The sequence below is a fragment of the Vibrio sp. KUL80 genome, from assembly GCF_059725495.1.
Genome location: NZ_AP045842.1, coordinates 781,434 through 804,449 on the forward strand (window position 1 = coordinate 781,434; position 23,016 = coordinate 804,449).

A 23,016-nucleotide genomic window follows, 5' to 3' on the forward strand; every position below is an offset into this window, starting at 1 on the left:
TTGCGGTGTTAGTGAGATGTGTGGCTGATTTCCACCTCAGAGAAGCTTACTTCGAACAGCTCACCCGCATACTTTTCATCTGGTCTAAATTGAGGGTAGATCCCCGCCTTAAAGTAATACGCCACGTCTGCGTCTGCCCAGCCCTCAGCTAGAGTGACAGTGCCATTATTGGTGTCTTGGTACTCCTCTCCCCAAGCAAGTGCGTGTTGCTTAACATTGCTACCGTCTGTATCTGAAGTTCTCATCACAATGCCGTTACCATCCACTGTTATCTCGTAGTTCCAATCCATGTTGGCAGGATAGGTACCAAGGTTAACACTAAACGACCAATCCTTACATTCCGGATACTTCGACGTGCCCTCTTCGCAGCTTTGATTATTCTTATAGAAGTCTTTGTTGAGTATCGCTCGAACCGGTTTTGATGGACCATCCCATTGAAGCTTTACTAACGCCTGCTTAATCTTCCATCCGTGAACCTGCCCAACGATGACTTTAGGCTCTTGTCCGGAGATATTTGGGTACTCTTCAACGCTTACCATAGACTTTAAGGTGTGGTGTTGAGTATTAGTCGCCGTATCATCGATAAACCAGCTTGTGTTACTTGAGCTGGTACTGCACGTTTCCATACGTTGGGCGTTAAATAGCTCTCTTAACTCAGAGCGTATGTAATTGGAATTAGCCGTTGTGGTTCCAAATCCCATGTTGGCCCGAAACACCATTCTCTCGTCTTCAACTTCAAAGAAAGTGACGTCATGCGGTTTGTGGTAGATCACCGAACCGTTACTCAGGACGTCTTTGCTCGAAACACAGTGTTGAGGTTCTAGTTCAGCCGCACTCGTACCGCCACTGCCGTACCAATCATCTTTACTAGCAGGAATGGTTATTTTCCATTGGTCGATATCCCAGGCGTATTCACCTTCATTTGGTGGAGAGCCCTCTTCTGGTGGAATGGTACCGCCTGATGAGGAATCACTATTACAGCCAGACATCAGCAAAGAGCCCAGCATTAAGCTTAATAATTTTGTTCTATTTTCCATACTTCTATTCACAAAAAAGAGCGCAACGAGTAGGTCTAGTTCCTCGCTGCGCTCCCATCTTATTTACCTAATTATTAGAAACGATATTTGTAGCCAAACTCGATGGCGTTATCGCGTTTGCCATACCAATCGTACGCGCTGTTTGCATGGCTATCTTTAAGCAGTTTTTGCTTTAGCTTAAACTTGCCATAAAATGCATGGGCGCGCGCTTCTGGTAGGCGGTACTCGGCGCTAAACTCGTTTTCCATCGCAAAGCGTTCATTGTTGTCGTAAACGTGTTGCTCGACACCACTGCTATTCTCGAACGAAGAGACTTTTTGTAGGAAAATCGCATCCCAAACGAAGGTCCAGCTGTTCCAACGATAGGTCAACCACAAGTCGTAACGCATCTCCTTGTTGAAGTCTTCACGGTCGCTGCCTGGCTTAAGGTTACCACTACTGTCATAGCTATCTAGACGCAAGCGATCGATGTTTTGTGAGTAACGAGCACGTACTTTCGCATCGAAGTTACGTGTAAAGCGGTAGCCATAGAAAGCACCGACACGTACGTTTCTTGCTGTATCTTTCAACTGATAATCCAGTACCGGACCAGCTTGGTGCTCATTACGATCCCCCCAACGATGACGATAGTCGGTTTTGAAGGTGAGCTCATACTGCTCTGGCGCGTAGCCTGTCTCGTACTTATCTTTACTGCGGTCATACTGCCAAACTTGCTCAAAGCCAAATTTAAAGCCGTTATCCATACGGTGGCCAAACTCAAACTTAGGACGGTCGGTACGGCCATCTAGTAATTTATGTTCCCATTTAACGGTAATGGTGCTGTCGGCTGCGAATGCAGCGCCAGAAGACATCGCAAATACACCAGCTGCTAGGGCTAATTTCTTCATCATAATATTCTCTATACCAGTGATCATTGAAGACGCTTGATTTTTCCTGAATAGAGGATCATGCTAGCAACTATGAAAATTACTCTGACCAATGAACAGAAGCAGGAACTAAAAATCCAGCACAGCACAACGCGTGACGGACGAGTTCGTGACCGTATAAAAGCGGTTATTCATGCGAGTAATGGTTGGTGCCCCGAAGAAATTGCAGACGCACTTCTTATTCATGAATCCACTGTTCGTCAACATATCAAAGATTACCTAGAGTCGAACAAGCTCAAGCCTGAAAATGGCGGTTCACAAAGCTATCTATCGGCTCAGCAAACCCAAGAGTTGGTTCAGCATCTAACTGAAAATACATACCACCATTCGTCCGAGATTATTGCGTACGTATTTGAAAGGTTTCAGATTCACTATAGTGTTCCTGGCATGAACAAATGGCTTCATCACAATGGTTTCAGCTACAAACAGCCGAAAGGCGTTCCACATAAGTTCGATGAGGAAAAACAGCAAGCGTTCATAGAGGCTTATGAAGCACTGAAAGCAAGCTGTGGCGAGGATGAATCGATAGTGTTTATCGATGCCGTTCACCCCACACTGTCAACCAAACTCTCCCATGGTTGGATACGTACAGGTCAAAGTAAAGTTCTGGAAACAACAGGTAATCGTAGCCGATTGAACATTGTTGGTGCTTTGAACCTATCAGATATTGGAGCGACCATTGTTAGCGAATACGACAGCATTAACAGTGAAAACATGGTTCGATTTTTCTGTAAACTCAGAGAGAGCTACCCGTTAAATCACAAGCTCCATGTCATCTTAGATGGAGCTGGATATCACCGCAGTGATTTAGTCAGAGATGCGGCATTTGTCCTTAATATTGAACTGCATTATCTCCCACCTTACAGCCCGAATCTTAACCCAATAGAGCGGCTTTGGAAGGTTATGAATGAGAAGTCAAGGAATAACGTTTACTTCAAAAGTAAACGGGATTTCAAGGAAGCCATTACCCAATTCTTTACTGTGACTCTTCCAGAGATTGCAGGCTCGCTGACGTCTCGAATTAATGATAATTTTCAGGTGTTCAAGCCTGCATCTTCAAGTTGATTGGGTATATATAGATTCTTGTTATTTTCGAATTATCTTAAGTTGAACGTATTATCCGTTCTTACATCGCCATTCTCACTGGTTACCGCATCATCGGTAGCAAAAATAGAAACGACGCGCTGTTTACCTGACCCTGCTGCTGCAGACAAGTCCTGATAATAGCCTTCGAAATGGTTACCTTGAATATATACATTGCAGTTATCTGCTGTTTGATTCCCGCCTGAGGAATTACCTATTTTAATTGCTGCAGTTTCTTTATCGCCGCTATCATCAATAGTGAAGTTATTATTCTCTAAACGGATTCCACGTCTATTTGCAGCTTTATTACACGGTGAATAAAAGGCGTTATTCTGAATATTAGATTTAAGGTTTACAAAATCACTATTCGAAAGATGGACATGACCAGCTGAATATACCCAGCTAGATTTTTTGTAAAGACCATCTTCGGTAATCGCACTTGAATCAAAGTACAGGCTATCTAGGATAACTGGCGCATTTTCGTCAGATGATGCTTCCTCGATAGTGATAGCTCCACGGCGACCATCGCTGTCTTCAGTACTACACTCCGCACCAATCGCGCTGTTATTAAAGTTAAGGCCAATGACAGAAGCACCTGGCGCCGTGACTGTAATACAAGTACTACCGCTTATCGTCGCAGCATCGCCACCATCCAACGTCACTGCTTTGTTTAAGGCAATAATGCCGCTTGAGTAATCGCCATCCGCTTTAAGAGTAATCACATCACCCACACTCGCCGCCTCAATCGCCTCATTGAGCGCCTCAACGTCGTTATCTGGATCCGTTGGAGGAGGCGAACCTACATCGGTATAGGTGTTATCTGAAATGATGTTGGCACCTGTTGTATCACCATCGATAACGGCAGCGATAGTATCTTCCAGCACTGTTTCTTCAATAGCAAAGCCAGCGAAGCTGTTGTTAGTGATCTTCGCGGCACACTGCTTACCGTCAAATTGTCCTGCGACTACCCCTGGGATGTTTGCCGAATCATCAACCAGAGCGACCGTATTGTTTTCAAAGGTCGGGTTTCCAAGTCTCGCACTGCCACCATTGATTTTGTTACTACCACAGTTCAGATAGAGGATACCTGTTGCGGTATTGGCTACGGTCTTATTGCTAAACTCGCTTTCCGATACGTTGACCAAACCGCGAGAGTAGATCCATGCTGTCGGTGCGCTTGTCGACTCTGCAAAGCTTGCTCCATCGAACGTTAGGTTTTTCAAGTAAACCGGCGTGTTGCCATCGCCGACTTTACCAATATTAATGATAGAGCGAGATGTATCTTCCGTACCACAAGTGGAAAGCTCTACACCCTGGAACTTAATGTTATGCAGTGTAATACCCGCGGTACCTTTTAGAATTTGGTCAGCGCTTGACGGAACATCGATACAAGTTGCACCGCTGATCACCGCTTGATTCTCACCATCTTCGCTGAGATCACCATCAACATTGACCGATGTTAGCGTGAGAGGCTTTTCAAGAACCACTGTCCCCATTGAGGCATAGTCACCGCCTTCTTTAAGGCCGATGATTTCGCCCTCTTTCGCTGCAGCAATTGCAGTAACAAGCTCAGCAGCGTTTTCAACAATAACATCAACACCTTCAATCGGTGGATTGCCACCACCTGGCTCTTCTGGAGTTTCACCACCAGGAGGCTCATCATAAAAGTTACAGCCAGAAAGGGTCCCTGCAGTTAACGCCACTGCAATTAGCGTAGATAAAGTCTTAAGCTTCATATTGTAAATTCTCTTGGGTTAAGAGGCCCAAGGCGAGCCTCTAAAATAGTAGGGATTACTGAGAGTTATTTGGTGATACGGTAGCTAGCACCAGTGTCATTCATGGTGAGTACAGTCAGGTTACGAGCGCCGCCTTCAAAGTTGGTTGCTTCTAGCAAGCCATTCTCTGCTGGGGCAAACTTAGGGTCGCGATACAACACACCTTCCCATGGAAGTTCAGTACCTGTCACTGGACCAAAGTAGATGTCATTGTCGTAAGTTGGATTCACAAGCGCGGCAATAGAGTCGTTACCTTTCAGCGCAAGGCTATTTGATACGCCTGCGTAAGAGATGTTGTTTCTAAAGGTCACGTCTGTGCCGGCAAAAACCGTAGTCACTTTTGAGTTATCGTAAAGGCTCACGCGGTGACGCTTATCTGAGTAAAGGAAGTTCTGACGCGAATCGATGATTGAGTTATTCTCAATCGTCACATTGTATGGAGTAGCTTGTTTATTAAGCTCTTTGCCTTTGACGTCTTGCGATAGTGTCTCACCGTTAACAACATCTGTGATACCTGTGTTAATCGCAATGCCACCACGTACATCACCGGTACCCATTACGCGCTCGATGTAGTTGTTACGAATCACGTGACCAGCGTCGTAGAGACGAATACCACCGCTGAAGCGCTTGCCGTTACCAAGGATAACGTTGTTCTCAACCGTGTTATTTACACCGTGACGCAAAGAGATCATGGATGCGTTATCAATAAGTGTATTGTTACGTACCACGTTGCCCGCTGACTTAAGTGAAATCAGTTCCGTCTCACCATCACTTTGCAAGAATAGATTGCCTTCGATGGTCGTCTCTGATGGGTAAATTGAACTCTTTGAGTCACCCAGACGAATTGCTTCCCAGCTATTTGAGTTATAGCGTTTCGCTTCTGCTATATCGAACTCGTTATATTGGTTATGTTTCTGGTTGTAGAACAAATTGCCTTTGATTAAGTGGTGATCGGCGGTTTCATCGCCTTTAGCTTTCTGCACACCAATCAAGGTGCCGCGCTTTTGTTTACCTTCAAAGGTATTGTTCACAAGCTGGTTGTTCTTACCATACATAGCAATCCAAAGTGTTTTTGGATACTCAGAACGTCTATCGTCTGGCTCATACGCATAGCGGTCATTGAAGTAGTAGAACGTTGAGTTCACCAATTGGTTGTCATTACCACGGAAGATAATGCCACCCATACGCTCTGCCGGGCCACCATCGGTAAAGACTACGCCTTCCAACTTGATATTGTTGCCACGTAGATTGATCTGAACCAGACCTGTTAGCCAGGCTTTACCCGCTTCTTCGGCTTTAATCGTCACGTTGCTGGCAGTGATGTCGAACTGGCCAAGGTCCTCATATTGTCCAACAGGGATGATCAGTTCATCGCCATCTTTCAGATTGAGTAGCTGACTCTTTAAGCCTTCTGCATCGCCTTGTGGGATCTCGCTGGCTGCAATAAAAGGTTTAGTATTGGTTGCAAGCAGCGTTTCGGTATCTAAGCCACGCTCTGCAGCTGAAGTCACTTCACTTGACCCAGTCGAGCTACATCCAGCCATAGTTGCCGCTGCTATCATCAATGCCACAAGATTCTTTTTCATCTAAAATTCCTTATTTGTATTATTTTATTTTTTATTATTTTTTTAGCTACGACTGTGACATCAGACATAATTCCATTTATGAAATATATATTTACATCCATGTGCATCATTTAGAGTGATGCGCTAGAAATTCTAAGCTATTGATTTAATTGCATCAAACAAGGAAAAATGGAAAATAGATCACATTTTATAATTTTTTTGGGAACGTTGAATTAGATCACATGAAGTGCAGTGGGACTAGAATGATAAGTTCGTGCTACTTAGAATTTTTTGTCCTACATATTTATGAAATTGTTAAATTGATGCTATCAGGCATTAGCATTTACTGTACGTGTGACGTTAATGATAATTGGCCTAATTGAGCTTGATTGAAAACTATTATCACTTATGTGCCAAGTCTCTATTCGATTGCCTCGGAAGTTAGGAGACAGCCACTGGCACACGAATTTGGTTTTGTAGTATAAATAGTCCTAAAACCTTCATTAGGTACATCACATTTCTATTCATAATAGACAATCAGCCAGCTCATCACTACCTAACAATAATACTGTTTTAAGTCATAAAGTTACGTAAAGGCCGTTTTCGTTTTCATTCTAAATAGACCTAAAACCCACCATTCCGGGCGATCTAAGTCACATAAAATCGGCGTTTATAACAGTAATATATTTATCATACATTATCACAAACAATAAACCTTAAGGGCTATAGATGAGCACTCTAAACAAAGTAACAGTGGCATTAGTTTCTGTGTTCGCAACTGCAGCGGTGAGCGCAGCTTCATTTGATGTACGTACTGAGTACAAGCACACATCTAAAGAGCACGCAACGCGTGTAAAGATGGGCGATAGCATCGGTAACTTCTACTACAGCGGTGAGCTAAAGTTCAAAGGCGAGGAAGGCGCTTTTCTTAAAGACCTTCAAAATAACGGGTGGGAACTAGACCTTGGTTACCGCTTCAAGCTTAACGACAATTGGACTATCCAACCAGGCATGCCTATTGAAGCTCGTTCTAAAGGTATGACTTATAAACCGCAACTACGTGTAACGTACGCACTAGACAGCGTAGAAGGCTTAAGCCTAAGTGGTCGTTACCGCTATGACATTCGCCAAAACAACGGCGAAGAAGCACAGAACGAACGTCGCCACCGTATCACGGCAAACCTTAACTACTCTCTTAACGAGTGGCGCTTCGGTCTTGAAGGTAACTACTACAAAGCAGATACTGACGGCTACATCCTTTACAACAACAAAGACACTAATTATGAGCTAAACGCTACAGCGCGCCGTCACTTTGGTCAGTGGGCGCCTTACGTTGAGTTTGGTGACGTGAATGTCGATTCAACGACAGATCGTCGTGAACTACGTAGCCGTGTAGGTGTAACGTACAGCTTCTAAGAAGCACTTTGGGAACAGATCGAAAGAGGCGCTGACATCAGCGCCTCTTTTTTTGTTTCATTACTGACTCAAGCGATAGAGCTTACCGATGCTAGGGTGCCCTTTGTTGTACAGTCGGTTGGATTGCGCCAAGAAAAGTTCAGCTGTGGCGATAGCATCTATTAATGCCTCGTGACCGTTGTATTCAGGAAGTCCATATCGCTCACGAGTTTCCGACAATCGAACATCGATATCCGCTTCTTTGTTCACCGCGACCGCCATCGCCTTCTCCATGGCTAGAGTATCCAGCCACATTACTGGTAACCCATCAATGCCATATTTATCAACCAAATACTGATTAACAAACTCGGACTCAATCATAGCTCCATGAGCAATCAACACCTTGTCTTTCGCCGCTTCGAACAACTGCCACATTGCACTATCAAGTGAGACACCGTTTTGCAGCATCTCGGGGACGATATGGTTGATAATAGCTGTCTCAGCTTTTACCTTGTCTGGCGTTTCAATAAATAGCTGTCGAGCGGTGTGTACGTTGATAGTAAGGTTGCTTACCTCAACCCACCCCATACTCAAAATGCTGTTACCAACGGCATCTATCCCCGTAGTTTCAAAGTCTACAACCAGATATCGAAGCTGACTCGCCTCAGTATCCATATCTGGTGCTGAATCACTGAGAATGGATAACACCTCACTCGATATCGAGTTATCACTGAGATACTTTTCCCGCTCTTTCAGGTAATGGTTATATACATGAAACTGGTTCATCACCTGTTTAAGTATGCCTACCATCGATTACATTCTCCCAGCAAATCGAACTTTTGCAGCCTCTTGCAATGACGAGATAATTCTAAATGCATCTTTTAGATTACCTCGTTCAAAACTACCAAATGAGTCTGGGTTAATGCGGTTGTCAGGCTCTTCACCTCGCTTAAGCGCTTCAAGCTGATGATGTTGTCTAAACATCAAAATGTACTGATAAGTATTGAGGATGTTTTTGTATGAGTCGTCACTTAACATGCCGCGTTCATTGGAGCGGGTAAAACGTTCTTCAGTGTTCGATGAGTCACACTCAACGGCTAGTCCGTAGATTCGGGCTAAATCTATAATCAAGTTAATTGCATACTTTTTGATATCAAGAGTTTTTGTATTCTCACCAGTCTTCTCAAGTACCAAGTTATTGAAAACCCCCAAAGGAGGCTGCGTATTAATCGCATCACGAGTCAAAATACCTAGGAATTCACGATTCTCTCTAATATTAGCGTGCAACTCATCGCGCAAGATTTCAGCGTAGCTCGCTTCTCCGTAAACACAACGGATTTCTAAGAATACACTGATGTTAAGAAGGCGCTCATATTCTGGGTTGGCTACCCATTTTTTGTAGTAGTGTTTCCAAGTCGATAGCGGTTGGCACCACTTTGGCGTGGCAGCCATAAACTTACCCGGACAGAGAGGGTAGCCGCAAGCAGCGAGACCATTAGCAACATACTGCGACAGGTGACGGAAATAGACTTTATCGCTTTCCGTTGCATCATCACTTAGTACCAAAGCATTATCTTGGTCTGATAGCATGTGAACTTCATTTCGCGCATGCGATCCCGCGACAATCCAAGAGAATTTACATGGCAGCTCACCTAACTTATCAATAGCAATCTGAATAAGGCGACGATTATACGCGTCCATAATCATCGACATCACTCGCCCGATGATGTCAGGCGCAACATTACCTTCAACTAACGCCTCAAAGATTGCTTGGCGTTCGGTGGTGAAGCTCGCCAATAAGCGAACACTATTTGCGTACTTTATCTTCTCAATCAGGAAAATAGCCTGCATTCGGTGATTTTGAACCAAATGAGAGGTGGTAAGCAGCCCCACTACCTTGCCATCTGATACAACAGGCAGACCACGGACATTGTGCTGCATCATAAGCGAAGCCGCGTGTAACACCAGATCATCTGGGCTGACGGTTAGAGGCGCCGTCGTCATTACCTCTTTGATCGGCGCGCTTGGATCATACCCTTCAGCGATCACTCGTTTAGTCATGTCTCGATCGGTAATGATCCCCACCAGTTTGCCGTCATCACAGATCACCGCTGTCGATGAACGTTTTACAATCCGCATCTCATGGGCGACAGCCTTAATGGATGTCGACGCATCAACAATGGCAATCACACCACTGGCAACATCCGACACCTTTTTGATGAACAACCCTTTCTCTTTGTTCGACCATACAACATCCAGTGCCGACTTTAAGCGGATCTGAGCCTGAGAAGCAAAATATTCTGCATACTCAGGATTGGTTTTGAAAATTCTCTCAAGCGTTGCGTGTGGAATAAGGTACAGAAGAGTGTTTTCCATCGCCACGGCATGATAGCCACTCTCAGACGTTACGTTATCGTCAAGAAAGGTGAAGCCAAATAGGTCTTCTGAACCTAGGCGTGCACGCAGAACACCGTCAGCTTGTCTCTGCTCCATGGATCCAGTACGAATTACATAGAGGTATTTATGCTTTTTGCCTTCACCCTCAATGTGAGGCTGTGAGTCATCCACCGGGCCTACCTGTTCACCGCAGGGATCGATCGTATCACCTTTACCCAAATAGGTAATTTTGATCTCTGAGGCGACTTCCCGAACTAACTCTTTCGGAAGCTTATCAAAGGGATCAATATTACAGAGAAACTGGGTAATATTGGGTAGCAAGGCGTTCGGCATAACGGGCTCCAATGGATTTATTTTGTATTATTATATCAACACATTTTGGTGTTTGACCTAGTGAAAACAAAAAAAGGCAGCTTCGCCGCTGCCTTTTTACTCAAAATGTTATCTAGAACATAAAGTTACTGGTTAACTTGCTACCGGAAGACGGTGATTTTCTTCACGTAGGTGGCTTGCTGATGCCTCACGAGCTTTGTCTGCGTCACCAGCCATAATCGCTTCATAAATCGCACGGTGTTCATTGATACAGGTAGAACCGCCGTCTGAAGAGTACTGAATAAAGTTAAAGAACATCGTAGTCAAGATGTTACCGAACGGAAGGTAAAAGTCGTTACCCGTCGCATTGAAAACAAGGCTATGGAAGCGAGTATCAACGTCCAACCATTTCGCTTGGTCGAAGTTTTCTTCTTTCGATACTTCTACCATTTCTTGGAAGGTTGACGACAGTTCAATACGTTGCTCTGCTGTGGCAAACTTAGCGGCTAGTGCACACGCTTCTGGCTCAATCGCTCGGCGAAGGCCAAGAAATTGACCGCAGAACTGCTCAACATCGTTAAGGCCGTCCATCCACTCAATAAGCTGTGGGTCGAGGAAGTTCCAGTATGCACGATCAACGACACGCGTACCGATCTTCGGTCGAGACTCTAGTAGACCTTTCGATGTTAGTAGCTTAACGGCTTCGCGAAGTGCAGTTCGGCTAATGCCAAACTGTTCACATAGCGCCATCTCGCCTGGGATGATAGATCCTTCTGGTAACTCACCAGAGAGGATGCCACGTGCAATCTCACGAGCAACCTGAACATGGATGCTTCGTTTTGAGCCCGTAATAGAACTGAACTTACCTGACATAGTATTATCGCTTACAAAAAGGTGTTTATGTATTATTTTAGCAGTGATTCTACCACCATTCACGTTTGAATAGATGTGACAAAGCGCATTTATTCGATATAAGTCGCCTTTTGCTTCGTGATTTCCTATCACTTCTACGAGTAAAACCACCTAATTAGTGGGTTCTATGTCACATTTTTCTCAATATCTTCCTAGAATTATTGATGGGAATTGTCATTTCTACCAATTCCCTATTGACGCATTAAAGTGCTATTGTATGATTAATAAATCAAACCAATGATAAGGCTTAAACTGATGTTTGAAGATCTCAGAGGAAAACGCGTTCTAATCACCGGTTCCACCGCAGGGATGGGATTAGCGGCAGCTCGACTTTTTGCACAACATGGAGCAAAAGTTGGTCTCAATGGACGACGAGTTACCCCAGAATCACAGGCAGCAGTTGATGAGCTTAACAAGCTTGGTGGTGAAGCCGCTTTTTTTCAGGCTGACTTAACCAAGAGCGATGAATGCGAACGTTTAATCGACGCCTATACCTCTCACTTTGGTGGATTGGATGTTCTCGTTAACAACGCAGGTGGTCTTGGTGGTCGTAAGGGGCTAGAAAGCATCGACGACGCATTATTTGACCACGTAATGAACCTAAATGCGCGCAGCGCTCTTATGGTCACTAAGTATGCCATCCCTCACCTACGCCAATCAGCAAAGGAATCTGGTCAAACTGCAAGTGTGATCAGTACTGGCTCAATCGCGGGTCGAGAAGGTGGTGGCATCGGCGCAGGTATGTACGCTGCATCAAAGGCTTGGTTGCACGATATTCACCGCAACTGGGTGAAAGAGTTCACTAAAGATGGCATCCGCTTCAACATCGTTTCTCCTGGTACCATTGATACAGCCTTCCACGATGATAAAAGCGACGACCTAAAAGGCAATATTGCGAACAGTATTCCAATGGGCCGCTTTGGCACCATTGAAGAAGTGGCACCAACGTTTGCCTTTTTTGCCTCTCATGCCTGCTCTGGTTACATCACAGGTCAGATTCTTGATGTTAACGGCGGACAAATCGCGCCCTAATCAACCCAAGGTGTATACATGGCCACGTTCCATACAGTAGCAGATTCAAGTCGTCGAATTCATGTTCAGGTTGCTAAAGAGATCGCCATTAAGATCCTAACTGGTGAGCTGAAACCAGGTGAAAAACTCCCGAGCGAGTTAGAACTCTGCGAAAAGTTCGGTATCAGCCGTACAGCGCTTCGCGAGTCAACCAAGCTTTTATCGGCAAAGGGACTTATTACATCAAAGCCTAAAGTCGGTACCAATGTAATGTCTCGTCAGCATTGGCACTTCTTAGACCCTCAGTTTTTAGATTGGGTAAAAGACACAGACAACGTTCAGCGATTCTTAACCCAGTTCCTTGGTTTAAGAAAAGCGATCGAGCCAGAGGCGTGCTCACTAGCAGCAAGAAATGCTTCAATCGAACATCGTAAAGCACTGTCGGTATGTTTCCAGAACATGAAACATGCGGCGTTTACTCACAACTATTCTTCGTGGACGTTGAACGACCACGAGTTTCACAAAACCATTTTTTTAGCGACCGCAAATCCGTTTTATATCCCGTTCTCCAATATTTTGGAGTCGCTGTTCAAGACCTTTATTGATGAAGCCGCGGTCGGCGGACGATTCTGTCTTGATGAACACGGGGCTATCTACGACGCGATTATGATGGGTGACGCTGAGCGAGCAAAAGCGGCATCTCAACTATTACTTAATGATCACAACCAGAGGCTTGCCCTACTGGAAGCGGTCTAACGAATACCTAGAGGAAAGACAATGTTTGTATACAACAAAGACTCAGTACTTGAAGATCAGGGTGGCGGTCTACGTCGTAAGGTTCTAGCATACTGCGAAAACATGATGACTGTAGAAGTTCACTTCGAAACAGGTACAGTTGCACCAATGCACAACCACCCACACGAGCAAATCACTTACGTGGTTTCTGGTGAGTTCGAGTTCACTGTAGGTGACGAGACTAAGATCGTTAAAGCTGGTGACACTGTCTATAAAGTGCCAAACATCATGCACGGTTGTAAGTGCCTTAAAGAAGGCATCCTAATCGATAACTTTACTCCTATGCGTAAAGACTTCGTATAATAGTTGAGCTATTAATACAAATATTATAAAGGAATGGTTTCATATAACCGTTCCTTTTTTTATTTACACCCGAATTCAACTGCGAAGTGCGACACTCGCCTATATCAAGCAGCCAATGTCATTTCTTGAAATACAATCGCTGGCTGCTTGAAGTCTAAACACTTTCTTGGTCGATAATTTATCCGCGATAGAGCGAATTCAATATCACTGTCTGTTACCGTTGTTAGGTCGGCTCCCAGGGTGAGATCGTGAACGTTTTTTAATCAAAATTACGATCGATTTGACGATCACATTTAGCTGTGATCATATACTCCCTTTTAAGGGAGAGCATCATGCACATTGACCACTTCAAAGAACATTTTCAAACGATTATCGACCATCGCCAAGGTGCAAAGGTCACTTATTGCCTGTTTGAAGTCCTTTTTGGCTCACTATGTGCGGTAATTGCAGGCGCGAAAGGCTGGTTTGATATTCGTGAATACATTCTGGGTCATCATGATTGGTTTAAGCGTAATGACTTGTTTTTGAATGGCATTCCTGCGGATGACACTATTGCTCGTATCATCTCTACCGTTGAGCCAGAGCAATTTCATGAGTGCTTCGTTAACTGGATGTCATCAATACATACTCTTACCGAAGGTCAAGTGATTGCGATTGACGGCAAAACACTTCGCGGCTCATATAATCGTGAAGACAGGACCAGCACCATTCATATGATCAGCGCCTATGCGTCGTCAAACAAGCTCGTACTAGGACAGCTAAAGACTGAACAAAAAAGCAATGAAATTACAGCGATCCCTGAACTGATAAAGATGCTCGATATCAAGGGAGCCCTAGTAACTATTGATGCTATGGCCTGTCAAACCAAGATTGCTAAAGCCATTGTAAATCAAGGTGGAGACTACTTGCTTGCTGTAAAAAGCAACCAAGGAAAACTCCGACAAGCAATCGAAAAGGCATTCTCTTCGCAGCGAGTTAATATGGCTGATGACATCTCTCTTGAGCAAGGACACGGCCGCATAGAGTCTCGCCAATGCTATGTTTTTGACAGTACCGAACTTGAAGGTAACTTCTCTCGCTGGAAAGGCTTGAAGAGCATTGTAATGGTTGAAAATTTTCGCCTAGAGAAAGGTAAATCTGTCGACCTAGAGTACCGTTATTACATCAGCTCTAAAGAGCTTAGTGCAGAGCAAGCAGCTATGGCAGTCAGAGAACATTGGGGCATAGAATCAATGCACTGGGTACTTGATGTCACCATGAATGAAGATGCGTGCCAGATATACAAAGAGCACGGTGCAGAGAACCTATCATGTCTACGTCATATGAGCTTGAACATGCTCCGAGAAGAGCCAACCAAGCTAAGCATAGTAGGGAAACAAAAGCGATGTATGATGAATACGTCCATGCTAGAGGCAGTATTAAGTGCTGGTTTTAGTCAAATGGCGAAAAACTAGACACTCATGCGGTCGCCCTGGGTCGGCTCCTTTCTTCACATATTGTCTCAAAAGACCGTTGGCATTCTCATTAGCTCCACGCTCCCAAGAGCTATAAGGGTGAGCAAAGTAAACCTCAGCTTCCAGCTCCTTTGCGATGGTTTCATGACCTGCAAACTCTCTTCCGTTATCAGCTGTTATGGTATGCACATGCTCTTTATAAGGCATGAGCAGCTCTATTGTTGCTTTGGTGACATCATCCGCTGACTTGGATGGCACTTTCTTTACCACGTAAAATCGTGTTTTACGCTCTAAAATAGTCACCATAGCTCCAGTGCCGTGCTTGCCTAATACGGTGTCGATTTCCCAATCACCAAATCGCTCCTTACGGTCAACGATGCTTGGTCTATCATCGATCGAAACGGCATTCTTGATCGCTGGCGCTTTCTCTTTTTTACCGCGACGATATCGCTTGTGTCCTTGTCTCAAGTGACGATATAACTTACCGCCCAAGCGTTTATCCTGCGCGACAAATCGGTAAATCCACTCATGGCTGACAGCGGCCCCGGCTTTCGTTAATACACTGGAAATCTGCTCTGGACTCCAATCTGCTTCTAAAAGGAGGCAGATAAAATCAACACGCTCCTGAGGGATACGGTATTTACGCGCTGATGTGCGTTTTTTGATTACTAACCTCTGGGCTTCTCGTGGGCAATAATGGCTGCCCTTACTGCCGCGTTTAAGCTCCCGATATACCGTAGAGCGATGGCACTGAACTGTTCTAGCTATTTCAGAAATCGAAATTCCCCGTTCCAAAAGAGCAGAAATCTGGTATCTTCTGCCCTCGGTCAACTGCTGATAATTCATGGTAGTACTGCTTGTTTCTTTGGCGAGAAGAGCGTACCACTTTCAGCAGTTGGCTTCCTCTTCTACGCTTTCCCATGAATGTCGCACTTATTATCTGAAATCGGGGGTTATTACTTTAAGCAAGATTGACGTTTATTAGCTTACTTTGCACACTCGCTATTATTAATTTCTGCATCACTGGAAACGGTACATACTTTTGCAGTACCGTTATTTAGAGCTTGATTTAAGTCTTTGGCCGTAGGATTGCCGTTAATAACAACATCTTCAAACTGATTAATCTGAGCTTGGCTTAGCACACTATAGTCAAGACCATAGTTGCTGATAATAGGATCTTGTGTACCATTCTCAAAACAGTACTCGTTTAACGTATAGTTAAAGACCGTTATCGTATCATTACTATATTCACCATCAACGAAAGCTTCTAACTTACACACCAGCGCTCCCTGATTTTTTTCATCAGTAGATGGTAGTCGAGGTACACCCGCAAACATATAAAACTGATCTGAATCACGGGTCAGGGTAAAGGTCTCTGAATTATGATTCCAGTATCCAGTGTCTGGAAGACCTTTACCGTAGCCCCAAATCGATGTCGTATCAATACTTCCTGTATACATGAGGTTATTACAAGTATTACTGAAAAAGTGGTAACTATCCCTTTTCTCATTTTCATCTACAACACGAACAACTTTCGAGTTATTGGCACATACACTGCTCGTGCCGTTACCATCAACACCATCCCCGTCACCAGAACCACAGCCATAAAGCACACCCAAAACACCAAATAGTACAATTATCTTTTTCATTGTTAATTCCATGTAAATCACTGATATATTTTTATAAATTCGTGGTAATTATTCCAAATATTAAAATCAGTTGCTTATTGAAATTAACGTTTTTTAGTTACCCTCACGTTTGGTAGGGGATTGATGGGAATATTCGTCACATAATGTGCAAACTTAAAAGAAATAACTCGGATGTTTAATAACATACTAATATAATGCCAGGTGTTTTTTATTTGATATGGGAATAAGAGAAAATATATGTCGACTAATTTACCCTCTTTTAAAAAACAAATATGTCAGTACGAGCGTATTTTCCATACGCTCGCTAAACACTGAGGGATCCCCTCATAAATCCGCCAGTGCATAGCCATCTTGTAAGAGTTGCTTAGCTAAATCCACCGCAGCAGCTAGGAGCTGTTGAGTCGTGATCTCGTAGTCTGGTCGCCTGAGGACTTCCGTTCCTAATCGAATGGTAGACAGCACGTTTCGATTTCTGACAGTATTCGCCTGGAAGTGCCTGTCCCATCCTTGTTGCTGTGCATGGATTCCTGCCAGCCAAAACATGAGTTGCAGCATTAAAGCTATCAACAAAATAATATCGAACCTTCTGGGGCAACTAGTGCGACTTTGACGTAGGCCTAATCCGTAAGCGGGACTCTTTAAGTCTCGGAAGGTTTCTTCTATCTGCATGCGCTTTGCGTAAAGCCTCACTAGCTGCTTGGGAGTACGAGTCGTCGGCGGTAAGTTAGTAGCCAAGACCCATGGCTCCTTTGCTGATTTAGAGTACACCTTAGGCGATGGATGGTGACAGTTTGTTCGGGTAGAACGTTGATTCTTGCGGCCTTTATGCAAGGCTCTATACAGCGTTATTTGGCAGTTGATGGCATTAGTTTTGGTCAGTCTTTGATAGCCAAGACTTTTGGCTCGGCTGGAGGCTTTGCTATGCAAGCTACTAATTGGCTGCCAATCTTCGGCACCGAGTTCAGCAAATTGTACTTTACCTCTTACTCGACTCAGCCAATACCACCCTTGTTCTTCAACAGATTTGTACCATGGCACTTTAAATCCAGCATCACTGATAATGAGAGGGCTCACTGAGGAAGGTAAAATACTTGCTAGGTCAGATAAAAACTGGTCATGAGCAGACTTAGAACACTGTTGTGAAAGTGGAAAGGCCTTTTCATATAAAGTGATCGAACGTCCTTGCAGCGCCACCGATGCTCGAAGCACCATAAGTCTCTTGTGCTCACGGATATCAGACCAATCGACGAGAACCACTGGCATGGGATTGCCTGCACAGATAAAGCTAGCGTGCCAACGGTAAACGGCGAGTCTCTCTTGGTGCAGGTGATGGTTACCTAAAAGACGATCCATCCGCTTTATGTTGTGCTTAGTTCTCGCTTGGCAAGGTAAGTTGCGACCGAGCTCGGTGAGCGTAAGAGTTTTGCTATCAAGCAATGCTTGGCAAGCGAGCATCAGGCTATTAAGTCGCTTTAAGTGCAGTTCAGGGCAGCATTGGTAGAGAGAGTCATGTAAGATATTGAGTTCGCGCATCTTGTTGTTTGATTGTTGTTTGATTGTTGTTTTTTGGCGAAACCATTTGATCACATGACAAGATGCGCATCTACCTTAACTTGATGATTTTTATCTAAATCATCAGGGGATTCCTCAGCGCTAAACATCAACGAAATTTGCACCAAGTATAAATGCAAACTTGCTATAACTATTTTGTGCTCGAAGCAAACAACGCACCACCAGCAGACATAAAGAAGCCCCCCATCACCTTGTTAAAGCGCTTGATGTTTTTCTTACTCGATAGCCAAGGGTTCACCTTAGCGCCAAGCCTTGCATACACCAACATGATCAAGGTATCGATCACAACCCATGTCAGAGCGAGCACAACAAACTGGCTAAGCTGAGGCGCATTCACGTTAATAAAGTTGGGAAACAGTGCGGTAAAAAACAGCAGGTCTTTAGGATTGCTGATACCCACCATATAGGCTTTCTTGAGAATTCCACGCTGGGTAAACGCGACTTTCTCTTGTCCGGTATCTGCACTCAACACGGACTCAGTCCCTGTGTCTCTCCAAGTCTGGTATCCAAGATAAACAAGATAGAGCGCGCCAAAGATTTTCAATAACAAAAAGACTTCTGACGATGCCGCCAAAATAGCGCCCAAACCAACAGCAGATAGGAACATCAAGGTTAGCGACGCGAACGTCCCGCCAAACACAGTCGCAAGGGCACTGGATTTCCCATATTTAACACCGTGTGCAATGCACAGCATCGCTGAAGGACCCGGTGATGAGATTAACACCGTAATCACGCCCACATACGCCAACCATAAGCTCCATTCCATTTTTTGTCCTCCTTGCGTGTAACCTGTTGTTCAAACGTATGCTCTGAAGCACACATATCCCCCAACCTTACCGCTGTCGCCACTCTAAGTCGAACAAAAAATATACATACTATTGAATAAGCTAATCTACAGAGGAGGATTCCACCCATCAAAAGCGATTCGTCTCCGAAACCATTCTCCCGTAGTTTTTCCTCACCGCTTATTGAATCTACTTTCGAGGACTAGCTATGAAAGATGTAATTTTTGGCATCATGGGAAACATGGGACCGCAAGCCGATGCGCTATTTCAAGACATCATCGCACGTGAAGAAAACAAACAAGGTGCGCAAAGCGACCAAGAGCACATGAGCTTGGTTGTGATCAACAACTCAGATATTCCAGATCGCTCTGAAGCCATCAACGAAGGTGGACCCGATCCTGTCCCTGAAATGGTTCGCTCAGCACAGATCATGGAGTTGAACCACGTTGAGTTTGCAGTAATGCCTTGCAATACGGCGCACCACTTCCGCCCAGACGTTCAAAAACAGACCAGCGTCTATTTAGTGGACATGCTTAAAGCAACTACTGAAAAGATCCAAGCGCAAAACCCGCAAGCCGTGGTTGGTGTGCTTTGCACTACTGGCACCTACAACTCTGGGATCTACGATCGCTATTTGACTGAAGACAAGATCACCTACTTCAAGCCTAACACTGAAGAGCAAGAGAACTACGTTCACAGCGCAATCTACGGACACAAAACCGGTGAGAAAACCCCAAGTGGCCAAGACATTCGCGAAAAATGCGGTATCAAAGCGGGCGAACTGGGCAAAAACGCTGAACTTCTTAGCAAAGCCATTGAGTCTCTAAAAACTCAAGGTGTGAATACTGTGATCCTTGGCTGCACTGAACTGCCATTAGTACGCCCAGCGCTTGAGAAAAACTTCCCAGAGATCTACTTCATCGATCCAATGGAAGCGGTTGCAGAGCGTGTTGTTCACATCTATCGACGCGCAGATAAGATCCTTAATAGCACACCCATCACAGACACCACACCAATCAACATTGCCGATATCGTCAATGAAGATGACATGGTGACTTATGTTGTGGGAAAAGCTCGTCAGGCAAGAAGAGAGGCACTACTTAAAGCTTCTTGAGTACAGTTCAGGAAAAACAAAGCTCATGAATCAGATTCATGAGCTTTACGTTAAAGATAGTTCTCAACAAACTTCACTACGGATGGCACGTACTTAGGAGAGTCAAATATGTTCGCGCTGTGTCCCACCCCTTTCTCAATGTATAGTTCATTTGCCACACCAAACCTATCCAACTTTGCTTTTAGCAACTCACTCTGAGAGTGAGGAACTGGCTTATCTTCGTCACCATGAAGAAGTATATAAGGCGGCGAGTTTTTCGTAATATACGTTGTCGTAGAGGCTTGTTTCGCTATCTCTGGTATCTCGCTAGGCACTCCTCCTAAAAAACGAGAAACCGAAGACTTTGGTGACGCTTTTCTGCTACCTTTATTGCCAAGCGCCAACAAGTCAGTAGGGCCAAAGAAACTCACGACTGCCTCAACTTGATACTTGGGCCGTGATATAAACTCCAGATTTTCGTGTGCATTTACTGCTCCTATTAGCCCAGCAAGATGCCCACCAGCTGAGCGCCCCATCATCACTACTTTATCAGCTTTGATTTGATACTTGTCAGCATTGTCATAGAGGTAATTAACCGCATCATTTATATCTTGAACGGGGGCAGGGAAACTCGCATCACCACTCAAACGATAATTGACCGCTGCCAACGCATACCCCTGTTCCAAAAACGAATTGAGCAAAAGTGGGTTTTTAGTTGGGATGGCATCTTTTGATCCTCGTTTCCAAGCACCACCATGAACCCAAATTAACAAAGGCACTGGCTTGTCAGTTACCGTTGTTGGCCTATACAGATCCAGCGCCAAATTGCTGTCTTCAAGTGTTTTGAAAACAATGTCTTTCTCTACTGTGTAATTGGCATTAGCCACGCCTATTGGTAATAAAATTAGAAGAAGTAAATAGAATGCTTTCATGCGTATTCTCAAATTCAGTGGCGCATACTACTCACTCAAGTAAGCGCCTTACGGATAATCAGGTTTAGAAACTCGTATTAATTGCAAGCCAGTAGCGACGCCCATCTTCGACGTAACCGTACTCTTCATAGGTCGTCTGCTTATCCAGCAGGTTGTATATCCCCGCCATCAAACGAACATTGTTTGTTACCTGCCAATTACCACCCACATCGACATAAGTCACAGCCGGAGCCAACGAGTTGCTCGAATCTCTTGCAATGGTATCTGCTTCTTTATCTCGATAAGAAACACGCAACCAAGATCGAATGTCTGACTGAATTTCCCAGTCCGCATTCAGGTTAGCTAAATGGCGAGGCATCTGAGTTAGAGGTTGACCCTTGTCGTCTCCAGATTTTTTCTCACTGTGGGTAAATGTATAGGTTGCAGCTAGCTTGATACTTGCTGTGATCTGCTTTGAAATTGCGGCTTCAGTACCATAGGTGATCGCATCTTCAATGTTCACGTAAGTTGCGTCACATGCACGGCCCGAGCAATTACTGTCTAGATTCACCTTATCGATTTTGTCATTGAAATCATTGTAAAATAGCGTCACATTTGAAGTAAGGGAGCTATCACCCACAAAGTACACACCCATTTCCGTATTGATCGAAGTTTCAGGTTCTAAATCTGGGTTTCCATACACATCGCAACGACCATTACAGCTCTCTTGAACCCAATCACCCTCCATCTCTGTTAAACTTGGCGCTTTGTAACCCGTTGATACACCGCCTTTTAACGTCCATGCATCCGCTACATTCCACACACCATAAACACGTGGGCTGAACTGAGAACTGAACTGTTGGTTATTGTCATAACGTAGACCTGCCGTTAGCGTAAAGCTATCCGACAAATACCATTCATCTTCAGCAAATAAAGACCATTGTGAGTTTTTGAACACGTAGTCTTGATTATCCAACTGTTGTTGTTCAAATGCAGCACCAAGCGTAACTAAATGCTCACTGAACGGTAGCGACCATTGAGTATTAGCATTGGTATTTTCTACTTCTAGTTCCCTACCCACATTTTCCACACGCTCACGACTTAGGTAGGAATTCCCATTACCCCAAAGATAGTTCCCGCTATGAGCAAGCCCAATTGCGTTACGATTATTATTGGTTTCAGATGTCGATGTTCGAGTCTTGCCGTCTGTGTTAACACGCTTTTGATCATGGTAGGCGTAGTCAAGGGTAAACGTATTTGCATCATTTGGGGTAAGGTAGAGAGCAGCTCGATAGTTTTCTAGATCTTTTCCACCATTGGCATAAAGAATCTCATCTTCTACACGCTCTTGATAGAGACCCGTTAGCGAAGCACTAAGCAAGTCTTTGATAACCGGACCTGCTAAATGAATTTCACCCTGATACTCATTGCCTGATTTAGGGTTTTCCTGAACGGTCGCTTCAGCACGAAGATTACCATGCCACTGCTGGTAATCCTTTCTAGTAATTACATTGATAACGCCGCCTATCGCATCTGAACCGTAAAGGGTAGACATGGGACCTCTCACAACCTCAATACGCTCAATTGCACTGAGAGGTGGAAGCCAATCTTGCTCAAAGCCGCCGCCACTACTTACCTGTGTCTGACGACCAGATTGCTTTCTTCCATCCACTAGAATAGCCGTGTAATCGGAAGGCATACCTCGAAGAGAAATTTCCTGTCGAGAGCCTCCACCCGTGACAACAACCCCTGGGAGGTCTCTAATCGCATCAGTTAGGTCACGATATGAACGGTTTTCAATCTGTTCTCGGTCAATCACGCTGATCGATGCCGGAGCCTGTGTGACGAATTGTTCATGACCTGAAGCTGTGACAACCATGGTTTCCATAGCTTCTGAAGCCTTCTCATCAGAAATAACAGGAAAAGACAAGGCACACAAACTGATACAAGCGGCACCAGCATAGGTAGGAACTTTAAGGTGTTGAATAGACGGCATGGGTTGGCAAACTTTTTTTGCTATTGATAATCGTTATCAATTAAA

Annotated in this window: 20 protein-coding genes and 1 pseudogene; 7 read left to right on the forward strand and 14 right to left on the reverse strand. The window is 44.5% G+C overall.

Features of this window, described 5'->3' with window-relative positions:
- Nucleotides 1-8: 8 nt before the first annotated feature.
- Together AC6I8U_RS20155 and AC6I8U_RS20160 are read right to left on the reverse strand one after the other, a co-directional pair.
- Nucleotides 9-1,037 carry a polysaccharide lyase family 7 protein gene (locus AC6I8U_RS20155; protein ID WP_498019471.1) on the reverse strand — a complete coding sequence of 343 codons (1,029 nt, stop codon included), beginning with the start codon at nucleotides 1,035-1,037 and terminating at the stop codon, nucleotides 9-11.
- 74 nt (nucleotides 1,038-1,111) lie between these two features.
- On the reverse strand, nucleotides 1,112-1,927 hold the full coding sequence (locus AC6I8U_RS20160; RefSeq protein WP_394149965.1) for a hypothetical protein: 816 nt from the start codon (nucleotides 1,925-1,927) through the stop codon (nucleotides 1,112-1,114).
- A 69-nt stretch (nucleotides 1,928-1,996) separates the two neighbouring features.
- Between AC6I8U_RS20160 and AC6I8U_RS20165 the strand changes: the two genes are divergently transcribed.
- Complete coding sequence (locus tag AC6I8U_RS20165) at nucleotides 1,997-3,028, forward strand: IS630 family transposase (protein ID WP_498016649.1); 1,032 nt, start codon at nucleotides 1,997-1,999, stop codon at nucleotides 3,026-3,028.
- A gap of 32 nt (nucleotides 3,029-3,060) precedes the next feature.
- Here AC6I8U_RS20165 and AC6I8U_RS20170 read toward each other — a convergent pair whose 3' ends face one another.
- Complete coding sequence (locus AC6I8U_RS20170; protein ID WP_498019472.1) at nucleotides 3,061-4,782, reverse strand: hypothetical protein; 1,722 nt, start codon at nucleotides 4,780-4,782, stop codon at nucleotides 3,061-3,063.
- 65 nt (nucleotides 4,783-4,847) lie between these two features.
- Nucleotides 4,848-6,407 (reverse strand): chondroitinase-B domain-containing protein, encoded by a 1,560-nt coding sequence (locus tag AC6I8U_RS20175; RefSeq protein WP_498019473.1) that lies wholly within the window; start codon nucleotides 6,405-6,407, stop codon nucleotides 4,848-4,850.
- Between the two features lie 708 nt (nucleotides 6,408-7,115).
- Here AC6I8U_RS20175 and AC6I8U_RS20180 point away from each other — a divergent pair.
- Entirely contained in the window at nucleotides 7,116-7,802 is a 687-nt protein-coding gene (locus tag AC6I8U_RS20180; RefSeq protein ID WP_498019474.1) for an oligogalacturonate-specific porin KdgM family protein, read from the forward strand.
- A gap of 60 nt (nucleotides 7,803-7,862) precedes the next feature.
- Here the strand turns inward: AC6I8U_RS20180 and AC6I8U_RS20185 are convergent, their stop codons facing one another.
- From AC6I8U_RS20185 to AC6I8U_RS20195, 3 genes are all read right to left on the reverse strand, one after another.
- Nucleotides 7,863-8,591 carry a 3'-5' exonuclease gene (locus tag AC6I8U_RS20185; protein WP_498019475.1) on the reverse strand — a complete coding sequence of 243 codons (729 nt, stop codon included), beginning with the start codon at nucleotides 8,589-8,591 and terminating at the stop codon, nucleotides 7,863-7,865.
- Nucleotides 8,592-8,594: 3 nt separating this feature from the next.
- A complete protein-coding gene (locus AC6I8U_RS20190; protein WP_498019476.1) occupies nucleotides 8,595-10,511 on the reverse strand; it encodes a DUF294 nucleotidyltransferase-like domain-containing protein in 1,917 nt (638 codons plus the stop codon).
- Between the two features lie 132 nt (nucleotides 10,512-10,643).
- Complete coding sequence (locus AC6I8U_RS20195; RefSeq protein ID WP_042474672.1) at nucleotides 10,644-11,363, reverse strand: FadR/GntR family transcriptional regulator; 720 nt, start codon at nucleotides 11,361-11,363, stop codon at nucleotides 10,644-10,646.
- A gap of 294 nt (nucleotides 11,364-11,657) precedes the next feature.
- On the opposite strand from AC6I8U_RS20195, the gene AC6I8U_RS20200 reads away from it, so the two are divergent.
- From AC6I8U_RS20200 to AC6I8U_RS20210, 3 genes are read left to right on the forward strand one after another with little or no spacing between them, the layout of a single operon-like run.
- Nucleotides 11,658-12,434 (forward strand): SDR family NAD(P)-dependent oxidoreductase, encoded by a 777-nt coding sequence (locus tag AC6I8U_RS20200; RefSeq protein WP_498019477.1) that lies wholly within the window; start codon nucleotides 11,658-11,660, stop codon nucleotides 12,432-12,434.
- A gap of 18 nt (nucleotides 12,435-12,452) precedes the next feature.
- Nucleotides 12,453-13,169, forward strand: a complete 717-nt coding sequence (locus AC6I8U_RS20205; RefSeq protein WP_042474675.1) for a FadR/GntR family transcriptional regulator — start codon at nucleotides 12,453-12,455, stop codon at nucleotides 13,167-13,169.
- A 21-nt stretch (nucleotides 13,170-13,190) separates the two neighbouring features.
- Entirely contained in the window at nucleotides 13,191-13,511 is a 321-nt protein-coding gene (locus tag AC6I8U_RS20210; protein WP_042474678.1) for a cupin domain-containing protein, read from the forward strand.
- A gap of 104 nt (nucleotides 13,512-13,615) precedes the next feature.
- On the opposite strand, the pseudogene AC6I8U_RS20215 reads toward AC6I8U_RS20210, so the two are convergent.
- Nucleotides 13,616-13,747, reverse strand: a pseudogene (locus AC6I8U_RS20215) (IS30 family transposase); the annotation flags it as partial.
- A 96-nt stretch (nucleotides 13,748-13,843) separates the two neighbouring features.
- Here AC6I8U_RS20215 and AC6I8U_RS20220 point away from each other — a divergent pair.
- A complete protein-coding gene (locus AC6I8U_RS20220) occupies nucleotides 13,844-14,965 on the forward strand; it encodes an ISAs1 family transposase (RefSeq protein WP_498016714.1) in 1,122 nt (373 codons plus the stop codon).
- On the opposite strand, the gene AC6I8U_RS20225 is transcribed toward AC6I8U_RS20220, so the two are convergent.
- The 4 genes from AC6I8U_RS20225 to AC6I8U_RS20240 all read right to left on the reverse strand — a co-directional run bounded on the left by AC6I8U_RS20225 (nucleotide 14,930) and on the right by AC6I8U_RS20240 (nucleotide 18,952).
- On the reverse strand, nucleotides 14,930-15,811 hold the full coding sequence (locus tag AC6I8U_RS20225) for an IS30 family transposase (protein ID WP_498019478.1): 882 nt from the start codon (nucleotides 15,809-15,811) through the stop codon (nucleotides 14,930-14,932). The genes AC6I8U_RS20220 and AC6I8U_RS20225 overlap by 36 nt on opposite strands.
- 140 nt (nucleotides 15,812-15,951) lie before the next feature.
- On the reverse strand, nucleotides 15,952-16,614 hold the full coding sequence (locus AC6I8U_RS20230) for a hypothetical protein (RefSeq protein ID WP_498019479.1): 663 nt from the start codon (nucleotides 16,612-16,614) through the stop codon (nucleotides 15,952-15,954).
- Nucleotides 16,615-16,938: 324 nt separating this feature from the next.
- On the reverse strand, nucleotides 16,939-18,147 hold the full coding sequence (locus AC6I8U_RS20235; protein ID WP_498019480.1) for an IS4 family transposase: 1,209 nt from the start codon (nucleotides 18,145-18,147) through the stop codon (nucleotides 16,939-16,941).
- Between the two features lie 169 nt (nucleotides 18,148-18,316).
- Nucleotides 18,317-18,952 carry a LysE family translocator gene (locus tag AC6I8U_RS20240; RefSeq protein WP_498019481.1) on the reverse strand — a complete coding sequence of 212 codons (636 nt, stop codon included), beginning with the start codon at nucleotides 18,950-18,952 and terminating at the stop codon, nucleotides 18,317-18,319.
- A gap of 227 nt (nucleotides 18,953-19,179) precedes the next feature.
- On the opposite strand from AC6I8U_RS20240, the gene AC6I8U_RS20245 reads away from it, so the two are divergent.
- Nucleotides 19,180-20,085, forward strand: a complete 906-nt coding sequence (locus AC6I8U_RS20245) for an aspartate/glutamate racemase family protein (protein WP_498019482.1) — start codon at nucleotides 19,180-19,182, stop codon at nucleotides 20,083-20,085.
- 50 nt (nucleotides 20,086-20,135) lie between these two features.
- On the opposite strand, the gene AC6I8U_RS20250 is transcribed toward AC6I8U_RS20245, so the two are convergent.
- Both AC6I8U_RS20250 and AC6I8U_RS20255 read right to left on the reverse strand, forming a co-directional pair.
- Nucleotides 20,136-20,996, reverse strand: a complete 861-nt coding sequence (locus tag AC6I8U_RS20250; RefSeq protein WP_498019483.1) for an alpha/beta hydrolase fold domain-containing protein — start codon at nucleotides 20,994-20,996, stop codon at nucleotides 20,136-20,138.
- Nucleotides 20,997-21,060: 64 nt separating this feature from the next.
- Nucleotides 21,061-22,971 carry a TonB-dependent receptor domain-containing protein gene (locus AC6I8U_RS20255; protein WP_498019484.1) on the reverse strand — a complete coding sequence of 637 codons (1,911 nt, stop codon included), beginning with the start codon at nucleotides 22,969-22,971 and terminating at the stop codon, nucleotides 21,061-21,063.
- Nucleotides 22,972-23,016 lie beyond the last annotated feature (45 nt).

Coding starts and splice junctions, on each gene's coding strand:
- AC6I8U_RS20245 (WP_498019482.1), top strand. CDS start 19,180: ATGAAAGATGTAATTTTTGGCATCATGGGAAACATGGGACCGCAAGCC.
- AC6I8U_RS20250 (WP_498019483.1), bottom strand. CDS start 20,996: ATGAAAGCATTCTATTTACTTCTTCTAATTTTATTACCAATAGGCGTG.
- AC6I8U_RS20210 (WP_042474678.1), top strand. CDS start 13,191: ATGTTTGTATACAACAAAGACTCAGTACTTGAAGATCAGGGTGGCGGT.
- AC6I8U_RS20205 (WP_042474675.1), top strand. CDS start 12,453: ATGGCCACGTTCCATACAGTAGCAGATTCAAGTCGTCGAATTCATGTT.
- AC6I8U_RS20170 (WP_498019472.1), bottom strand. CDS start 4,782: ATGAAGCTTAAGACTTTATCTACGCTAATTGCAGTGGCGTTAACTGCA.
- AC6I8U_RS20185 (WP_498019475.1), bottom strand. CDS start 8,591: ATGGTAGGCATACTTAAACAGGTGATGAACCAGTTTCATGTATATAAC.
- AC6I8U_RS20255 (WP_498019484.1), bottom strand. CDS start 22,971: ATGCCGTCTATTCAACACCTTAAAGTTCCTACCTATGCTGGTGCCGCT.
- AC6I8U_RS20190 (WP_498019476.1), bottom strand. CDS start 10,511: ATGCCGAACGCCTTGCTACCCAATATTACCCAGTTTCTCTGTAATATT.
- AC6I8U_RS20225 (WP_498019478.1), bottom strand. CDS start 15,811: ATGAATTATCAGCAGTTGACCGAGGGCAGAAGATACCAGATTTCTGCT.
- AC6I8U_RS20230 (WP_498019479.1), bottom strand. CDS start 16,614: ATGAAAAAGATAATTGTACTATTTGGTGTTTTGGGTGTGCTTTATGGC.
- AC6I8U_RS20200 (WP_498019477.1), top strand. CDS start 11,658: ATGTTTGAAGATCTCAGAGGAAAACGCGTTCTAATCACCGGTTCCACC.
- AC6I8U_RS20235 (WP_498019480.1), bottom strand. CDS start 18,147: ATGCGCGAACTCAATATCTTACATGACTCTCTCTACCAATGCTGCCCT.
- AC6I8U_RS20180 (WP_498019474.1), top strand. CDS start 7,116: ATGAGCACTCTAAACAAAGTAACAGTGGCATTAGTTTCTGTGTTCGCA.
- AC6I8U_RS20160 (WP_394149965.1), bottom strand. CDS start 1,927: ATGATGAAGAAATTAGCCCTAGCAGCTGGTGTATTTGCGATGTCTTCT.
- AC6I8U_RS20195 (WP_042474672.1), bottom strand. CDS start 11,363: ATGTCAGGTAAGTTCAGTTCTATTACGGGCTCAAAACGAAGCATCCAT.
- AC6I8U_RS20240 (WP_498019481.1), bottom strand. CDS start 18,952: ATGGAATGGAGCTTATGGTTGGCGTATGTGGGCGTGATTACGGTGTTA.
- AC6I8U_RS20165 (WP_498016649.1), top strand. CDS start 1,997: ATGAAAATTACTCTGACCAATGAACAGAAGCAGGAACTAAAAATCCAG.
- AC6I8U_RS20155 (WP_498019471.1), bottom strand. CDS start 1,037: ATGGAAAATAGAACAAAATTATTAAGCTTAATGCTGGGCTCTTTGCTG.
- AC6I8U_RS20175 (WP_498019473.1), bottom strand. CDS start 6,407: ATGAAAAAGAATCTTGTGGCATTGATGATAGCAGCGGCAACTATGGCT.
- AC6I8U_RS20220 (WP_498016714.1), top strand. CDS start 13,844: ATGCACATTGACCACTTCAAAGAACATTTTCAAACGATTATCGACCAT.